This window comes from Exiguobacterium sp. s157 (assembly GCF_018618205.1).
In the GTDB taxonomy this organism is placed as follows: Bacteria; Bacillota; Bacilli; order Exiguobacteriales; family Exiguobacteriaceae; genus Exiguobacterium; species Exiguobacterium chiriqhucha.
This window is the reverse complement of record NZ_JACSLQ010000002.1, coordinates 65,028-79,737: the sequence shown is the minus strand read 5'-3', so window position 1 is coordinate 79,737 and position 14,710 is coordinate 65,028. Positions and strand designations below refer to the sequence as shown.

At 54.0% G+C, this 14,710-nt stretch carries 16 protein-coding genes and 1 riboswitch; of the genes, 2 read left to right on the top strand and 14 right to left on the bottom strand.

The window, feature by feature from the left end:
- Positions 1-64 precede the first annotated feature (64 nt).
- A complete protein-coding gene (locus tag KNP67_RS04235) occupies positions 65-1,462 on the top strand; it encodes a 6-phospho-beta-glucosidase (RefSeq protein WP_214755990.1) in 1,398 nt (465 codons plus the stop codon).
- A gap of 41 nt (positions 1,463-1,503) precedes the next feature.
- Here the strand turns inward: KNP67_RS04235 and KNP67_RS04230 are convergent, their stop codons facing one another.
- On the bottom strand, positions 1,504-2,052 hold the full coding sequence (locus KNP67_RS04230; protein ID WP_214755989.1) for a GNAT family N-acetyltransferase: 549 nt from the start codon (positions 2,050-2,052) through the stop codon (positions 1,504-1,506).
- A gap of 67 nt (positions 2,053-2,119) precedes the next feature.
- On the opposite strand from KNP67_RS04230, the gene KNP67_RS04225 reads away from it, so the two are divergent.
- The gene (locus tag KNP67_RS04225; protein ID WP_021065936.1) at positions 2,120-2,566 is read left to right on the top strand and encodes a DUF4385 domain-containing protein; all 447 of its coding nucleotides are present in this window, start codon (positions 2,120-2,122) and stop codon (positions 2,564-2,566) included.
- Here KNP67_RS04225 and KNP67_RS04220 read toward each other — a convergent pair whose 3' ends face one another.
- The 13 genes from KNP67_RS04220 to KNP67_RS04165 form a co-directional block, all read right to left on the bottom strand.
- On the bottom strand, positions 2,567-3,004 hold the full coding sequence (locus KNP67_RS04220; RefSeq protein WP_214755988.1) for a GNAT family N-acetyltransferase: 438 nt from the start codon (positions 3,002-3,004) through the stop codon (positions 2,567-2,569).
- Positions 3,005-3,091: 87 nt separating this feature from the next.
- On the bottom strand, positions 3,092-3,541 hold the full coding sequence (locus KNP67_RS04215) for an OsmC family protein (protein WP_021065934.1): 450 nt from the start codon (positions 3,539-3,541) through the stop codon (positions 3,092-3,094).
- 45 nt (positions 3,542-3,586) lie between these two features.
- On the bottom strand, positions 3,587-4,684 hold the full coding sequence (locus KNP67_RS15360; protein ID WP_353048244.1) for a diguanylate cyclase domain-containing protein: 1,098 nt from the start codon (positions 4,682-4,684) through the stop codon (positions 3,587-3,589).
- 66 nt (positions 4,685-4,750) lie between these two features.
- Positions 4,751-5,152: a hypothetical protein gene (locus tag KNP67_RS15355; RefSeq protein WP_251130785.1), complete on the bottom strand. Its 402-nt coding sequence runs from the start codon at positions 5,150-5,152 to the stop codon at positions 4,751-4,753.
- Between the two features lie 134 nt (positions 5,153-5,286).
- On the bottom strand, positions 5,287-5,919 hold the full coding sequence (locus KNP67_RS04205; protein ID WP_214755987.1) for an SDR family oxidoreductase: 633 nt from the start codon (positions 5,917-5,919) through the stop codon (positions 5,287-5,289).
- A 23-nt stretch (positions 5,920-5,942) separates the two neighbouring features.
- The gene (gene thiE / locus KNP67_RS04200) at positions 5,943-6,581 is read right to left on the bottom strand and encodes a thiamine phosphate synthase (RefSeq protein ID WP_214755986.1); all 639 of its coding nucleotides are present in this window, start codon (positions 6,579-6,581) and stop codon (positions 5,943-5,945) included.
- A complete protein-coding gene (gene thiD, locus KNP67_RS04195) occupies positions 6,553-7,389 on the bottom strand; it encodes a bifunctional hydroxymethylpyrimidine kinase/phosphomethylpyrimidine kinase (protein ID WP_214755985.1) in 837 nt (278 codons plus the stop codon). The genes thiE and thiD overlap by 29 nt, the downstream gene beginning before the upstream one ends.
- A complete protein-coding gene (gene thiM / locus KNP67_RS04190; protein ID WP_214755984.1) occupies positions 7,389-8,177 on the bottom strand; it encodes a hydroxyethylthiazole kinase in 789 nt (262 codons plus the stop codon). Before thiM ends, thiD begins: the two co-directional genes overlap by 1 nt.
- Positions 8,174-8,848 carry a thiaminase II gene (tenA, locus tag KNP67_RS04185; protein WP_214755983.1) on the bottom strand — a complete coding sequence of 225 codons (675 nt, stop codon included), beginning with the start codon at positions 8,846-8,848 and terminating at the stop codon, positions 8,174-8,176. Before tenA ends, thiM begins: the two co-directional genes overlap by 4 nt.
- 81 nt (positions 8,849-8,929) lie before the next feature.
- A riboswitch (TPP riboswitch) is annotated at positions 8,930-9,034 on the bottom strand.
- Between the two features lie 61 nt (positions 9,035-9,095).
- A complete protein-coding gene (pelG, locus tag KNP67_RS04180; protein WP_058765034.1) occupies positions 9,096-10,544 on the bottom strand; it encodes an exopolysaccharide Pel transporter PelG in 1,449 nt (482 codons plus the stop codon).
- A complete protein-coding gene (pelF, locus tag KNP67_RS04175; RefSeq protein ID WP_021065926.1) occupies positions 10,525-11,943 on the bottom strand; it encodes a GT4 family glycosyltransferase PelF in 1,419 nt (472 codons plus the stop codon). The genes pelG and pelF overlap by 20 nt, the downstream gene beginning before the upstream one ends.
- Complete coding sequence (locus KNP67_RS04170) at positions 11,940-13,787, bottom strand: DUF2194 domain-containing protein (RefSeq protein ID WP_214755982.1); 1,848 nt, start codon at positions 13,785-13,787, stop codon at positions 11,940-11,942. The genes pelF and KNP67_RS04170 overlap by 4 nt, the downstream gene beginning before the upstream one ends.
- Positions 13,769-14,707, bottom strand: a complete 939-nt coding sequence (locus KNP67_RS04165) for a tetratricopeptide repeat protein (protein ID WP_214755981.1) — start codon at positions 14,705-14,707, stop codon at positions 13,769-13,771. The genes KNP67_RS04170 and KNP67_RS04165 overlap by 19 nt, the downstream gene beginning before the upstream one ends.
- Positions 14,708-14,710 lie beyond the last annotated feature (3 nt).

Genomic DNA, 14,710 nt, shown 5'->3' with positions numbered 1-14,710 from the left:
TTCAGCGCTGATATTCATTTACACATCTGAGACTATTTTGTGAACATATGAGGAGGAGATTGGAATGACAACGGGAATCAAGCTCGTCACCATCGGGGGCGGCAGCAGCTACACACCCGAATTGATGGAGGGGTTCATCAAGCGTTACGAAGAGTTACCGATTCGTGAGATTTGGCTCGTCGATATCGAGGCCGGGAAAGACAAACTCGACATCGTCGGACAGATGGCGCAACGGATGTGGGACGCTTCTCCGTATGACGTCAAAGTACATCTGACGCTCGATCGTCGAGAAGCGTTACAAGATGCCGACTTTGTCACGACACAGTTCCGTGTCGGTTTGCTCGACGCCCGCATCAAAGACGAACGGATTCCGCTCTCGTACGGTATGGTCGGCCAAGAGACGAACGGGGCCGGCGGTATCTTGAAGGCGTTCCGTACCATTCCTGTCATCCTCGATATCGTCGAAGACATGAAACAGCTCTGTCCGGACGCCTGGCTCGTCAACTTCACGAACCCGAGCGGAATGGTGACCGACGCGGTCATCCGTTACGGCAAATGGGACAAAGTCATCGGACTGTGCAACGTGCCGGTCAATGCGATGATGGCAGAACCGGAACTAATCGGCAAGAAACCGGAAGAATTGATTTACTCGTTCGCCGGATTGAACCACTTCCACTGGCACCGGGTTCATGACGTGCATGGTCAAGACGTCACGCGCGACATCATCGACAAGATGTATGACGGTGATTCCGGCATCCCCGCCAATATTCATGACATGCCGTTCTTCAAAGAACAACTGCAACAGATGAATTTGATTCCTTGCGGCTATCACCGATACTACTATCGTGCCGAAGAGATGCTCGCCCACATGCTCGAGGAATATCGGGACCCGGCCGTCGGCACGCGGGCTGAGCAAGTGAAGCAGACGGAAGCCGAGCTGTTCGAGCTGTATAAAGACCCGAACCTCGACCATAAACCGGAGCAACTGTCTAAACGCGGCGGTGCCCACTACTCGGATGCGGCGTGTGAGACAATCGCCTCGATTTACGCCAATAAGAACACACATATCGTCGTCTCGACGAAGAACAACGGGGCCGTCCCTGATCTCGCACCAGACGATGTCGTCGAAGTATCGGCCTATATCGGTGCGACCGGTGCGAAACCAATCGCGTTCGGCGCGCTCGCCCCCGCTGAAAAAGGATGGCTCCAAGTTATGAAGAACATGGAGCTGTGCGTCGAAGAAGCGGCCGTGACCGGTGACTACGGGCTCGCCCTTCAAGCGTTCATCATCAATCCGCTTATCCCGAGCGGCGAGACCGCGAAACGGGTGCTCGATGAACTGCTCATCGCCCATAAAGATTACTTGCCGCAGTTCGCCGATAAAATCGCTGAACTTGAAGCGAACGGCGTCACGATCAAAGACGAAGTCGTTCAAGCGCTCCAACCTGTCGAGCACGCATAAATAAAAGCCAGCGCGTCGCAAATCGACACGTTGGCTTTTCTTCACGCTTTAACACGTTCGTACTCCTCTTTCGTCACGACATAAATGAGGCTCTGCACAGTGCGCCCATCTAAGCGCGTCAACTGTTGGGATGTCGTGAACACGTATGTGAATCCTGTCTTTTCGACGACACGGCGCGACTGGTCGTTGAAGTCGAAATGACCGCACCAGATGCGCTCGAGGTCGAGGTCGTCAAAACCGTGACGCATCACTTCATGAACGGCCTCCGGGATGTACCCTTGCCCCCAATGGTCCGGGCTGAGGACATACCCGATCTCGCGTTGCCGGTCATGCTGAATCTCAGGGTCCGGCCGGCGGTCGTGCAACCCAAGACTGCCGATGACTTCACCCGTCTCTTTTAACGTGATGGCCCAGACGTCTTGGTCTTGTTGGAACAGCCGGATGACGTCACGCGTCTCTTCGACCGATTGGTGCGGCGCCCATCCTGCTTTTGGTCCGACCCGCTCGTCTTGCGCGTATCGAAACATCTGTTCAGCGTCCTCGAGTTGAAACGCCCGCAACTGGAGCCGGTCTGTATCAAGTTGAATCATCTTGTTCTTCCTTTCTGTCGTTTCCCTCGGATTCGTTCCGGGAATGAGTCCATGAGGAGGGATGACGATGCCGTTTGATTATGATTTAGATTTTGAAACGATTGATTTCCGTAAACAACCGGAGCTGTATCGGGTCGGACGAGGTGAACAAGGCGTCCTACTCGTCGAACCGTATAAAAGTGAGATTCTCCCCCATTGGCGTTTCAAGACGCCAGATATCGCCAAACAGTCCGCTGATGAGATTATGGAGCTGTTCGAAAAATACCGGGCCAACGATGATTTCGTCGGAATGGATATGGCCCGCAAATTCATCCAGATGGGCTATACCCGGGCGAGACGTTACGCCAACTATAAAGGCGGACGAAAATATAAGGACGACGGCGACATCCACGACCGACAAATCGATGAAGAAAAGGCGGAATCGGCCCGCATCTTCAAGGAACGATGGGACCAACTTCGAGCAGATGAAGACTATTTGAAGCGAAAGAAAGCCCACCAGAAACAGTACGGATGATTACCGGGTCATGACGAGAAAACGGGTCGACCCTTTTTCAAACGAAGTGACCTGTTGAAATCCCAGCCGCTCATAGAGATGGATCGCCCGCTCGTTGAACGCGGCCACCGTCAACCGGAGCGGTTTGCCTTCGCGCGCCGCTTCTTGCATCACCAACTGGACGAACGCACGGCCGTTTCCCTGCCCCGTTCGGTCCGGATGCATGCCGAGCCCGAGGTCGACGCATGTGTCATCGTAGACGTATGTATCGTTCGGCACTTGTGCGTACGTGCCGAGACAATAGAAACCGATCAACGCCTCGTCATGGACGGCCTGATACGCCATCAGTTCATCCAGCCCTTCCGCTGAAGCTTCTTGGTTATAGAAATCATACGGTGCCTCGTACGTCCACGCTTGAATCGCGCGGGCGTCTTGCTGTGTCATCGGGCGAATGTCCATGACAACCTCCTTTCTCACGTCTCTTTTTGTTCGTGCTCGTCGGCAAACATTCCTGTCTACATCAAAAAAGGATGGGTCGCCCCATCCTCACTTCCGTGTCCACGTCGCCGTGATGTCGACGTCGGCCGCATGCATTAAATTGTGGATTGGACAACGAGCCTCAACGCCTTTTTGGAGCGCCGCAATCCGTTCATCCGATTCGGTCGTATCGAGGACGATGTTGACGTGTACTTTCTCAAAATACGTCCGTACTCCTTCAACGCCTTGGAAGCCGCGCGGGTCGAGCGTTCCTTCGGTCACGAACGTCACCCCGTCATAGTTGAAATCTTGGTCTTGCGCCACGTAGGCAATCATGATTGTCGTACACGACGACAACGCCCCGAGCAAATATTCGAGCGGATTCGGACCGGCGTCCGTCCCGCCGAGACGTTCCGGTTCATCGACGACGAACGGTTCGAGGTCACGCACATGCACCGTCGTCTTCACACTCGTCGCTTCCCCTTCGGCTCGCATCGTCACTAACGGTTTTTCAGTCATATTGTCTCCTCCTCTATCAAATTGCCATCTTCATTCTCGTTCCCGTTATTTCGGTCCATGTAACACTTCGTCATAAATCGCATAGTCGTTTTTACCGTGTTGCTTGATTTGATACATCGCCTGATCAGCTTTATGAATGAGCGTGTCCAAGTCCGCCCCTTGATCCGGTGCGACACTGACCCCGATGCTCGCTCGAATCGGAATCGTCTCCCGTCCGAGCCGGAACGGCCGCTCCGTCAGCAGCAACTGCAAGCGCTCGACGAACGCAACGATGTCATCTGCATCGACGTTCGGCACATACATATAGAACTCATCCCCGCCGACGCGCGAGGCCAGTCCCGCTTCCGGCGTCGCCATCTCAAGCAACTCACCGAGATGAATGAGAAAATCATCGCCGACTTGGTGGCCGTACGTGTCGTTGATTCCTTTAAAGCCGTCGAGGTCAATGAGGACAAGCGCGACCGTGTCCGCTTGCAGTAATGCCTGGTCGGCCTGCTCATAAAACGCCCGACGGTTCGCGAGTTTCGTGAGCGGGTCATGATAGGCGAAGAAGCGAATCGACTGTTCGGCTTCTTTGAACGAATGGACGTCTCGAATCAAAATCATGCCGTGTATTTTTTGATCGATATAGACGAAATCACCATCGATGACGACGTACCGTTCTTGTCCCGATTTTGTCTGAATCTTCGTCTCGAACTCGAGAAACTTTTTTTGCGCATGGAAATGTTGGTCGTAATGCGCACTCCATTCGTCCCGCTTTTTCTCGGGCAACAAATCGACAAAACGTTCATTGACGACACGGACCGTATGAAACAATGTGCGCGCGGCCGGATTCGCACTCTCAATCTCTCCCTGATCATCGACGAGCAGAATCGCCGACGGGTTCAAGTTATAGAGCGTGCCATACCGTTTGACGTAAGACGCTAGGAAATCAAGTCGATTCATCGCGACGACGAGAGCGACCGCCCAGACAAGCCCACCGTACATATACGCGTAAGGCGGCATGATTCCGCGGAGCTGGACGTATCCGAAGACGATGTCCCAGACAAGAACGGCGACGGCCGTCCAAATGAGCATGCGCAGGACACGCTGATGCTCGAAGCGCTCGGACCGCTTAAGGGCATACATCAATAATAGAATCACAAGAAAATGAAACACGTTACCGACGGTCATCGTCGTCAAATAAGACGCGTTGAACTCAGGATAAATTCAGACACCGACTTGGTCGAAACGCTGACTGTTCAAGATGTTCTCTTGACGGATGAACGTCAAGGCGACCGGGACGAGCGGCAAATAAATGGCATACGGATAAATCCATCTCGGTAACTTCGCCCCGACGCCCGTCACTTTGACAATGAAGTGGACGGAACACACAAAAATCAAAATGCCAGCGTTGCCGAACCAATAGGTGACGAAGGCGGGACTGGCTTCAATTGGGGACAGATGTCGTCCAAACTCGCCCAAGAACAACATCGCGTAGCCAAATACGAACAGGCTGAGCAGTCGATGCTCGACTTGGCGAGGGTTCCGGAGCAAAACATCAAGGGCAAGGTGGCTCAATAAGAAAGCCGGAAGCAAGTAAACGGCCATATAGAGAAATAGTGTGGTCACGGATAGACCCCTTTCTTCAAACAAATCCATCTCTTACTTTCTCTATCGGTCGAAGCGAATCCTTTCTCGAGTGCGCGGACACATCCATACAAAAAGCGAGCGGAACCAAGTCCGCTCGCAGTCGTCATCTCTTTTCATAACGTGTCTTCGATTGCCGTGTCGCCTTTGACGAGGTCAATCGCTTGATTGTAGGCCGCGTCATGACCGATGAGGTGGGCCAAGAAGGCCGCCACGTCTGCACGTGGAATCTCACCCGTTGAGACGTCGCCCGTCTTCACTTTGCCCGTGCCAGCGTCGTCCGTGAGAGCGCCCGGACGAACGATCGTATACGTCAGTCCGCTCTCCTCGAGCAAACGATCGGCATGATGCTTCGCGACATAGTATGGTTTCATCTCTTCCGGCCATGCCGAACGATCTTCCGCCTTCAAGGCGCTGACCATGACGAACTGGTTTACATTCCCGTTCTTGGCAGCCTCGATGCTTTTCGCCGCGCCGTCAAGGTCGATTAACAGCGTCTTGTCGGCTCCGGTGCTACCACCTGAACCGGCTGCGAAGACGACCACGTCCATGCCAGACATTGCTTGTTCAAGTGACGAGACGTCACCTTCGAGGTCGCCTAGGACGGCCTGATAGCCTTTTGACGTGAAGTCATCGAGTTGCTCTTGTTTTCGAACCATCGCCGTGACTTGGTGTTTCCCTTCCTCGTGCAATCGTTCCACGAGCTGTTTTCCAATCTGTCCATTCGCGCCTATTACAAATACGTTCATCTGTCTTCCTCCTCGATTTGAATTCAGAGACAAGCGAAACGCCGTGTGGCTATGGCCACATCCGGTGCAGAAGCGATGGCTGAGATGACGGCGACGCCGTCCGCCCCGTCGTTCCGAATCATCGGGACATGTTCCGGTAAAATGCCGCCAATCCCCACGATTGGCAGCTCTCGATACATGTCTCGGACTTGCCGGATGAGTGTCGTCCCGTTCACTGCCCCGGCATCTTCTTTCGAAGTCGTCGGGTAAATTGGGCCAATGCCTACATAATCCGCATGCTCGATGGCTGCTGCCGCTTCTTCGAGCGTGTGGACCGAGACACCGAGCCACTTATCTGGACCAATCCGCTCCCGAACGATTGCGGCCTCGGCATCGTCTTGTCCGATATGCACGCCGTCCGCATCAATGCGCGCCGCCAATTCAACATCGTCGTTGATGATGAACGGGACGTCATACGAACGACAAAGTGCTTGCAGGGTCCTTGCCATCGCTTCTTTTTTATCCCCATACAGTGCCTCTTTACCTTTTTCACGAAATTGAAAACATGTCACGCCACATTGGAGTGCCGTTTCTACCGTCTGGAGCATGTCTTTCGTGTTCGGTGTCCCGCATACGAAGTAAAGCCGTAACTGTTCAGCGAGTGCCCGCCTTGATGGATTCAATCGTCACGCCCTCCTCTCCATACGCCACATATGCCCAATGGTTCGTCGGTCCGTGTCCGGCGCCGATCTCGAGGCCATGGGTGATGGCGCTTTGAATGAACCGCTTCGCCGTCACCGCCGCCTCCATGATGGAACGACCTTTGGCAAGTTCCGCTGTAAGCGCCGCCGAAAATGTACAACCTGTTCCGTGTGTATCGCTCGTCTGGATGCGCGGGGCCGAGAGGAGGAACACTTCTGACTCCGTCATGATCAAGTCTTCGGCAGTTTCACCTTCGAGATGGCCGCCTTTTAAAATAACCGCGCGCACACCGTACGCTAACATCCGCCGAGCCGCCTCGAGACGATCATTAAACGATCGAATCGTCAAACCGGTCAGCACTTCCGCTTCCGGCACGTTCGGCGTGACGACTGTCGCGAGTGGCAACAAGAAGGTCTTGAGCGCATCGACCGCCGTGTCCTGTAAAAGCGGAGCCCCTCCTTTCGCAATCATGACCGGGTCGACGACGAGTCGGTTGAAGACATGACGTTTCACCCCGGTAGCGACCGCCTCGATGCGCGACGCATCAAATAACATCCCGGTCTTACATGCTGCGATCGAAAAGTCCGAACCGATTGCATCGAGTTGTTGCGTGACGAGTTCCGGCGACACTGCTTCGACCCCATGCACCCCACGAGTGTTTTGAGCGGTGACGGCCGTCAGAACGCTCGTCCCGAACACGCCGAGCTCTTGAAACGTCTTCAAATCAGCTTGGATTCCCGCTCCCCCGCCAGAGTCCGAACCCGCAATCGTCAATACTTGCGGCCGCATCATAACACCACCTCAATACGGTCGCTCGGCAACTCGACGGCCGTCATCTTGCCGAGTTCATTCAAGAAATGAACGGGGAAGTCGCCCGGTCCGTCCGCCAAAGCGGTAGCCAGTTCGCCGCACCGGGCATATCCGGCGAGCGCTGTCGCCGTGGCCGTAACCGCATCCCGTTCGACCGCAAGGAACGCACCGACGACCGCACTGAGTAAACAACCGGTCCCTGTCGTCCGGGCCATCGCGCCAGTGCCGCCTTTGATTTCAATCGTCGCGTCCCCATCGCTGACGACATCCGTCTCTCCGGTCACGGCAACGACACAGGTGTAGCGTCGTGCCGCCGCGCGCGCGATGTGATTCAAATCAACCCGCGTTTCCCCAGCGTCCACGCCGCGCGTCGCCGCGTCGAGACCAATCAATGTCGCGATTTCTCCGGCATTGCCTCGGATGACCGTCGCACGGACAGATTGCAGAATCGCCTCGGCGACGTCGCGCCGAAATGAGGTCGCCCCGACACCAACCGGATCGAAGACGACTGGACGACCTGCTTGATTCGCCGCCTGTCCGGCTCGAATCATCGTACGTTCCGTCATTGCATCGAGTGTACCGATATTGAGCACGAGCGCATCGCTTAAAGACGCCATCTCGGCCACTTCTTCGACCGCGGACGCCATGACCGGGGCCGCCCCGATGGCGAGCAACCCGTTCGCTGAAAAGTTGGCGACGACGATATTCGTGATGTTGTGGATGAGTGGCCGTTCGGCTCTGACTTTGTCCCATAAGTCGCGCTTCATCGTGTCACCCCCGCCGGTAAATCCCACGACTCGAGCGTCCACGCCATCTCCCAAAACGCATGTTCATAATAACAACTCTTCAAGAACAACTGTTGATACCGAAAGCGTTCTTCCGCTGTCGCTTGTCCGGCGAGCACGTCGAGTCGTTCAATCTGTTCCTCGACGAGGTCGCGGAACCATTCCGACCCGTACGTCGCAATCCACGTCGCATAAATCGGATGATCGGGTGTCGCGTCTTTCATGCGTTCGCCAATCTCGTAATAAACCCAATAGCACGGCAAAATTGCTGCGAGCACATCACCGAGCGTTGGACCGGCATGTTGCATATGGAGCGCATAGGCGTAAGCCGTCGGAGCCGGCTCGAACGTCGCCCACTCTGCGTCCGTCACGTCGAGCAACGTGAAAAACTCACGATGCAGCGCATGCTCTGCTTCGATGGTATGGAGCGCGTGCGTCAAAAAGCGGCTCGCCACTTCCATGTTCGGGGCGAGGGTCGCGCCTTTCGCCTGTACTTTCGAGAACTGATTCAAATAATACGAGTCTTGCATGACGTAATGCCGAAACTTCGCCTCGTCGAGTTCACCCGTTCCGAGCTCGCGGACGAACGGATGGTCAAAGCTGGCTTGAAACAAGGTCTCGGCCTCTTGTCGTAGATGTGCGGTGAATGTCATGTTTTCTCCTCCTTTGTGATCAAAAAAGACGCCGCCTCCCATAACGGAAGCGGCGTCGGATTTACACAAAGTGTACGAAAACAATCGGTTCGCCCACTTCCCTACGCTAGCGTGAACTAGATCAGGTTCAAAGGGTCTGGACCTCGTCCATCTCAGCCGCGTCACGCGACTCCCCTAGTGGTAAACATTATGAAATTCGGTCGTCTACGACCACATCATATCAGTCTTTCCCTGTACTGAAAACCCTTTATCGCGAAAAGCGCCGGTTCAACAACGTCCCCATTTGCGAGAACCGCTCGGTGCCGAGCTTGCGACGGTTCGACGCGGCGAACACGTAATAATCGACTTTGCCCATATAATAAATCAAACGCAGGCCGGCCAAGAAGAACGTGATCGTTGTGCTGACGGCAAAGCCGACACCGTACCAATCGATGCCGCGCGGCAAGAGCAGTAACGTGAACAACGCGTTCAACGTGAAGAACGAGATGTTGACGAACAACGCCCCGCGCCGGTCCTCGAAATAGAGCAACAACAACGTCAAGATGAGAATCATCGCATTCGCGAACGCCGCGAGCGTCGTCATCCGAAAGATTTGACCGATCTCATCCGGGACACCAATCCAACTGACGAACACGCCCGCCATCAGGATGGCGAACAGCGTCACCACGCCTTGGCTCCGCGCAAGTCGAATCAACTCATTTTTCAATACGGACGTCATCGTCTGTTTCGCCTTCTCGATTTGATGGAGTGCCCCGCCGTAGTTGATCAATCCATAAAACGTACGGTAGCGCTCATAAAACCGGGTCTCGACAGCGACGACGAACAACAGCTGCGTCGGGATAATCGTCAAGTACGACCAAAAGATGGCCGTGTCATAATACGGGTTGAACAAGAACGAGTCCGCGATGATCACACGTCCTTCACCGAACCAGATGATGAAATTCGTGACCCAAATCCCGAGCACGTACAACACGCCGATGGCGAACAAGTCTGGATAGCGGTCGAAGTACTTGAAGTACGAGAACTCTTTCACCGCGTAACGGAGCGGGAACGTCCGGAGCATCGCGAAGAACAACCCGAACAACGTCACAATCATCCCGACCGTGAAACCGAGCAACAGCTCAAGACTCGACGGGTCGACCATGAGACGGCTAATCGCATAGACGCTCCCGACCGAGATGAGTCCGCCGAGCAGGAAGCTATAGGCCACGGCTTGATAATACTTGGCGGCACTTAAAAACAAGAACATGACCCAGATGACGTTAATCGTCATGAATAAAACGAACAACGTCAGTTTGTACAGAAAATCGAGCGGCGACAATAGCCAAAAGATACTATACAGCAAGCCTGCCGCGAGAATCGTCACTTTGAGCATCCCGGTGAACACCGGGAAAATCTCATGTGCCTTCTTCTCATAAAACAAGTCCGCCACGTATCGGGTGACGACGAGCTGTTGAAAACTGAACAAGATTTGCGAGAAGATGAACGCGTACGAGACCGAGATCATGAAGAGCGTCCGTTCGGCGAGCGACAACGTCGGCATTTGGAACGCCAACCATTGAATCGTACCGACGACCAAGATGACAATCAACCACGGTCCGGATGTGACGAGGCCGGAGAACGTGTACGCCTTCAGCCGGGACGAATAGTAGTCTTCTTGGAACAACTTCTGTAACTTAAACCCGATGCCCGCCATACTGTTCCCTCCTCGCTTCATAGATAGCCTTATAGCGGTCCACGACTTGTTGGAGACGATAATATTGGCGGACCCGCTCCCGTCCGTTCTTGCCGAACCGCATTCGTTCCTGCGGGTAATCCATCATCCATTCGACTTTGTCGGCGACCGCTTCCGGATGAACCGGTGGCACGATGAAACCGGCCGGACCAAACGGGTCATCCGCTCGTCCGTATAAAAGCTCGGAACAGGCGCCGACATCGGTGGCGACCCACGGAATCCCGGCGGCCATGCCTTCGAGAATCGCGAGCGGCTGCCCTTCCGAGATGCTCGTCAGGAGCAGTAAATCAAAGGTCGGCAAATACGTTTGAACGTCCACTTTCCCGGCCAGTTCGACATAATCACTCAATCCGCTCTGTTCGATGAGCAGACGGCACTCTTCCGCATATTCTTCATCCTCGTCGAGTGGACCCATGATTGTCAGTTTGAACAGACGATGCCGCTCCTGCAAAATCTTGGCGGCGTAAATCATCGTCTTCAAGTCTTTGATGGGAACGAGGCGGACGATGGCACCGATTTGAAAGAGGTCGTGCTCCGGACGATTGACCGTCGCCTGGATTTGTCGGTCGGCAATCCCGTTGGCGATAATTTTCGTCTTCTCGCTCGGGGCGCCGATCCATTCCTGATATTCGCGATTCCGCTCGAACAAGGTGATAATTTCATCGGCCGCGTTATACGCCTCGCGGGACAAGTGGTGGAAGAACCGGACCCATCTCGGCTTATACGGCGCCGGAATCCAATACGACTGTAAAATTTCTTCCTCGCGTTCACGGGAATAAATGCCATGCTCGGTCAAGATGAACGGGATCCCTTGCGTCTCTTTCATGTAGGAAGCGACTACCCCGGCATAACCCGTCGATACGGAATGGACGAGGTCGACTTTCGGGAGCGGCTGATGGAGCACCCGCAAAATCGGGGTGTACATGCTTTGCCACATCCAGAAATAGTCGATGAACGAGCCGCCGTTCATCTCTTCGGCGTAGGCGGCCTTCACGTTGCGCCAAAAGAACTCGCTCGCGAAAAACGCCTCGCTCGAAGGCACTTCTTTCCCGAGTAGTCGCAACGCTTGCCGGTTCGGGCTTCTTAACATGAGCCAATCCGACACGTTCTGTTCGTCGTCGGCACCCCACTTCAATCGTCCCCTCGCGCGTTCACCTACGTCGTTCAAATACAGATGGGTGATGCCCGAGACGTTCGGAGGGAGCGCGTATTTCATGTCTTCTGGCCGTTTCTCGGTCGGTTGAATCGAGATGATTTCAAACGACACCTCGGGCATCGCCTCGATTAACGTCTGCGTCCAGCTCGATACGCCTCCGCTCACGTACGGATAACTGCCCTCTAAGACAAGTCCGATTTTCATTGCGCTTCCCCCTTGATGTCGATCTCAGCGTTCGCCGATGTCAGTTTGACGAGATAGAGCGGTCGGTCGGCCTCCCACTGCTCGACCGTCCCGAAATCAAACTTTCCTGTCTCGAGTGACTGGCCCGGTTTCAGGCGAATCGTAAAATGAGACGGGTTGACGAGCCCTTCCCCGGCCAAATAGACCGTCGACTCATCGAACGTGACGTTCAAATCAGCTTGTTGGTATGTGATCATCTTTTCGGTCGCATAGTGTTGCGTATATGCCTCGAGGTGCGGATATTGATCCTTCACGTCGTGGACGATTTTGCGAAGACTCGCGAACATCGTATCCCAATCCCGACCGAAGGCCCGGTCGGGGTCGATGACATCATCCGGGTGAATGAAGTGGGAAAACACACCGAAGTTGGCGATTGCATCGACCATTTGGAAAATCGATCCGCGCTCTTCCCCGTAATCGCTTGTCACACGCGGGAAATGGTACAAGTTCGGATGCGTCGCATCAAATTCGAACTCTTGGACGAAGTCCCCGCTCTCCGGCTCCCCCGTGTAGAGCGAAGCAATCGTTCGCAGTTCTGGCAACGCCTCGGCGATCGCATCGACCCCAGTCCGGTTGAGCGCGTTCGACGGCGGAACGTATGACTTGAGCGTTTCAGCCGGGAAATAGTTCGCAAACACGGACTCGGCTTGAAGCAATGACCGTTTCATCTCGTCTTTATCTTGCCACGGAATGTACCCGTACGTCGGGTCAATCGGTTCATCGGCCGTGACGAGCGACTGGTGGTTATAGCCATGGAGTCCGATTTCCCCACCGTGGGCGATCAATTTGCGACCGAAGTAGAGCATTGGGAACTCACCCCGTTTGATTAACTGTTCGTCGACGAGCTCCATCTCCTCTTCATATGTCCCAATCATGGCACCCGTGTAAATCAAGTCGTCGTCTTTCGCCAAATCGACCATATCTTCCCACCAATCCTCGGCGAAGAAATCTTTGACCGATTTATCGAGCGGGGTCGCGGACACGTCCTTCATTTTCCCGTCCATGACCGGTGCCGGGAAATCATCGATGTACATGAGTTTGATCGCTGCTTGTGCTGTGACGAACGCCGGCGGCATCGTGCCGAGCGTCTGCACGAACAGACCGCGGATCATCTTTTGGTTCGTGATTGTCGTGTTCCAATAAAGGACGTTCCCTTCGCCGACACCGTATTCCCAAAGGATCGGGAATCCTTCGGCCGACAACATGACGTTGGCCTCGTCTGCAATCGCAAAATCGACGACGCTATGGACAAATAAGTCGTCCGGTGGGTTCAAGTCGACATACCCAGGGAAAATCATCTCTTCAAAATTTAGACCATACACGTCCGGTACGTACTCACCGATTTCTTCGATGCCGGTCAACGCGTTCCATGCCGGATCTTTAAACCGATTCGCAAAGACGAGGTTCCCGCCTTGTTCGACATAACGTTTCATTTCCACGAACGGCCATCTTGTCGTATCTTCACCCGTGAAAATGATGATGGTGTATGGAGATGGCGAAATCGATCCGACGGCGCCTGGGTTCACTTCGCGAACATCAAGTTTCGCATACTGCAGACCGTACAGCAGGTTGTCCGCTGTTTCGACAGCCAAATCACCTTCATCCCGGACGAGATAAACTTGAAGCTGATGCTGACCCGCTTTTGCCGAGGCATCACTCTTCAACTGATCGATGTTCATCTGTTGCTCGGCGACGTTTGGCAACAACGTGTGTAGCGAGTGGATCCGTAAGTATTGAATCGCACCGACGACGACTAAAAATAAGACGATGAAGAGCGAGAATGAGATTACAGTTCGTTTTTCCATGATGTCGTGTCACTCCATTCTTCAAACAACAGTCGGTACTCATACGGTACGTCCTCCAGTGAGAATTGGGTCTGCATCATAAACATGACCGCCTTCACTTCGTTCCAACGTTCGCGCTCATAATAGTAATTGATCAGCATCAGATGAGCCTCGATGCGTTCCGGGAAATGATGGACGTACTCTTTTAAGATGTTCAATTGCTCTTTGGGCCGCTCTAACGTGAGATAAATCTCGTTCAAGTCCTCGTAAATCCAAGGCGAAGGTGGATAGAGCGTCTTCGCTTTCAATAATTCCTCCAGCCATGCGCCTCGCTTGTCCTTCAACATGACCTCGGTGATGAGCTCACTATGGATCATGCGTTTATAAATCGTCGCAAGCCGTCGAATCGTGTCTGGGTTACCTAAGTCGTATTCGCGTTTGGCGTGTTTCAATTCTTGTTCATATTGATCGATCAAGATGTTCATTGTCGCCGCGGCGTAGTGGACAGTCTCGCTGTCCGTGCTCTCAAGTCCCATCTGCAAATACTTGCCTTGCTGGTCAATCGACTGGTTGACGTGCGTCAAAATCGAGTGTTTGCGGATAGCCGGATCTTTCGAGTTGATGGCGTCGGTGAGCGGTAACAGATGACTGCTGCTGCTCGCTTCATGACGAATTTGTTCATAGTTGACGACCTTGAAGTCGATATAGTCGTCATAGTCTTCAATCAGACCGCTCCGACCGAACCGTTCAGCAAGCCGATACACCGCATAGACGGCAAGTTCGGCGAGAAACGGTAAGAACAGACCGAAGCTGAGCGCCGCCACCGCGACGCCATAATCCGGCGCTTTCATTCTTCGTTTCAACACGATCAATAATCCGAAGGCGAGCAGTGCATGAACGACATAAATCCCGATCAATACGAGTCGAATGGTAGACTCCATCCC

Excerpts from the sequence above, each read along its gene's own strand:
- KNP67_RS04215 (WP_021065934.1), bottom strand. The coding sequence starts at position 3,541 with ATGACTGAAAAACCGTTAGTGACGATGCGAGCCGAAGGGGAAGCGACG.
- pelF (WP_021065926.1), bottom strand. The coding sequence starts at position 11,943 with ATGAAAATCGGACTTGTCTTAGAGGGCAGTTATCCGTACGTGAGCGGA.
- KNP67_RS04235 (WP_214755990.1), top strand. The coding sequence starts at position 65 with ATGACAACGGGAATCAAGCTCGTCACCATCGGGGGCGGCAGCAGCTAC.
- KNP67_RS04205 (WP_214755987.1), bottom strand. The coding sequence starts at position 5,919 with ATGAACGTATTTGTAATAGGCGCGAATGGACAGATTGGAAAACAGCTC.
- thiM (WP_214755984.1), bottom strand. The coding sequence starts at position 8,177 with ATGAAGCGCGACTTATGGGACAAAGTCAGAGCCGAACGGCCACTCATC.
- pelG (WP_058765034.1), bottom strand. The coding sequence starts at position 10,544 with ATGGCGGGCATCGGGTTTAAGTTACAGAAGTTGTTCCAAGAAGACTAC.
- KNP67_RS04220 (WP_214755988.1), bottom strand. The coding sequence starts at position 3,004 with ATGGACATTCGCCCGATGACACAGCAAGACGCCCGCGCGATTCAAGCG.
- KNP67_RS04170 (WP_214755982.1), bottom strand. The coding sequence starts at position 13,787 with ATGGAAAAACGAACTGTAATCTCATTCTCGCTCTTCATCGTCTTATTT.
- KNP67_RS04165 (WP_214755981.1), bottom strand. The coding sequence starts at position 14,707 with ATGGAGTCTACCATTCGACTCGTATTGATCGGGATTTATGTCGTTCAT.
- thiD (WP_214755985.1), bottom strand. The coding sequence starts at position 7,389 with ATGCGGCCGCAAGTATTGACGATTGCGGGTTCGGACTCTGGCGGGGGA.
- tenA (WP_214755983.1), bottom strand. The coding sequence starts at position 8,848 with ATGACATTCACCGCACATCTACGACAAGAGGCCGAGACCTTGTTTCAA.
- KNP67_RS04230 (WP_214755989.1), bottom strand. The coding sequence starts at position 2,052 with ATGATTCAACTTGATACAGACCGGCTCCAGTTGCGGGCGTTTCAACTC.
- KNP67_RS04225 (WP_021065936.1), top strand. The coding sequence starts at position 2,120 with ATGCCGTTTGATTATGATTTAGATTTTGAAACGATTGATTTCCGTAAA.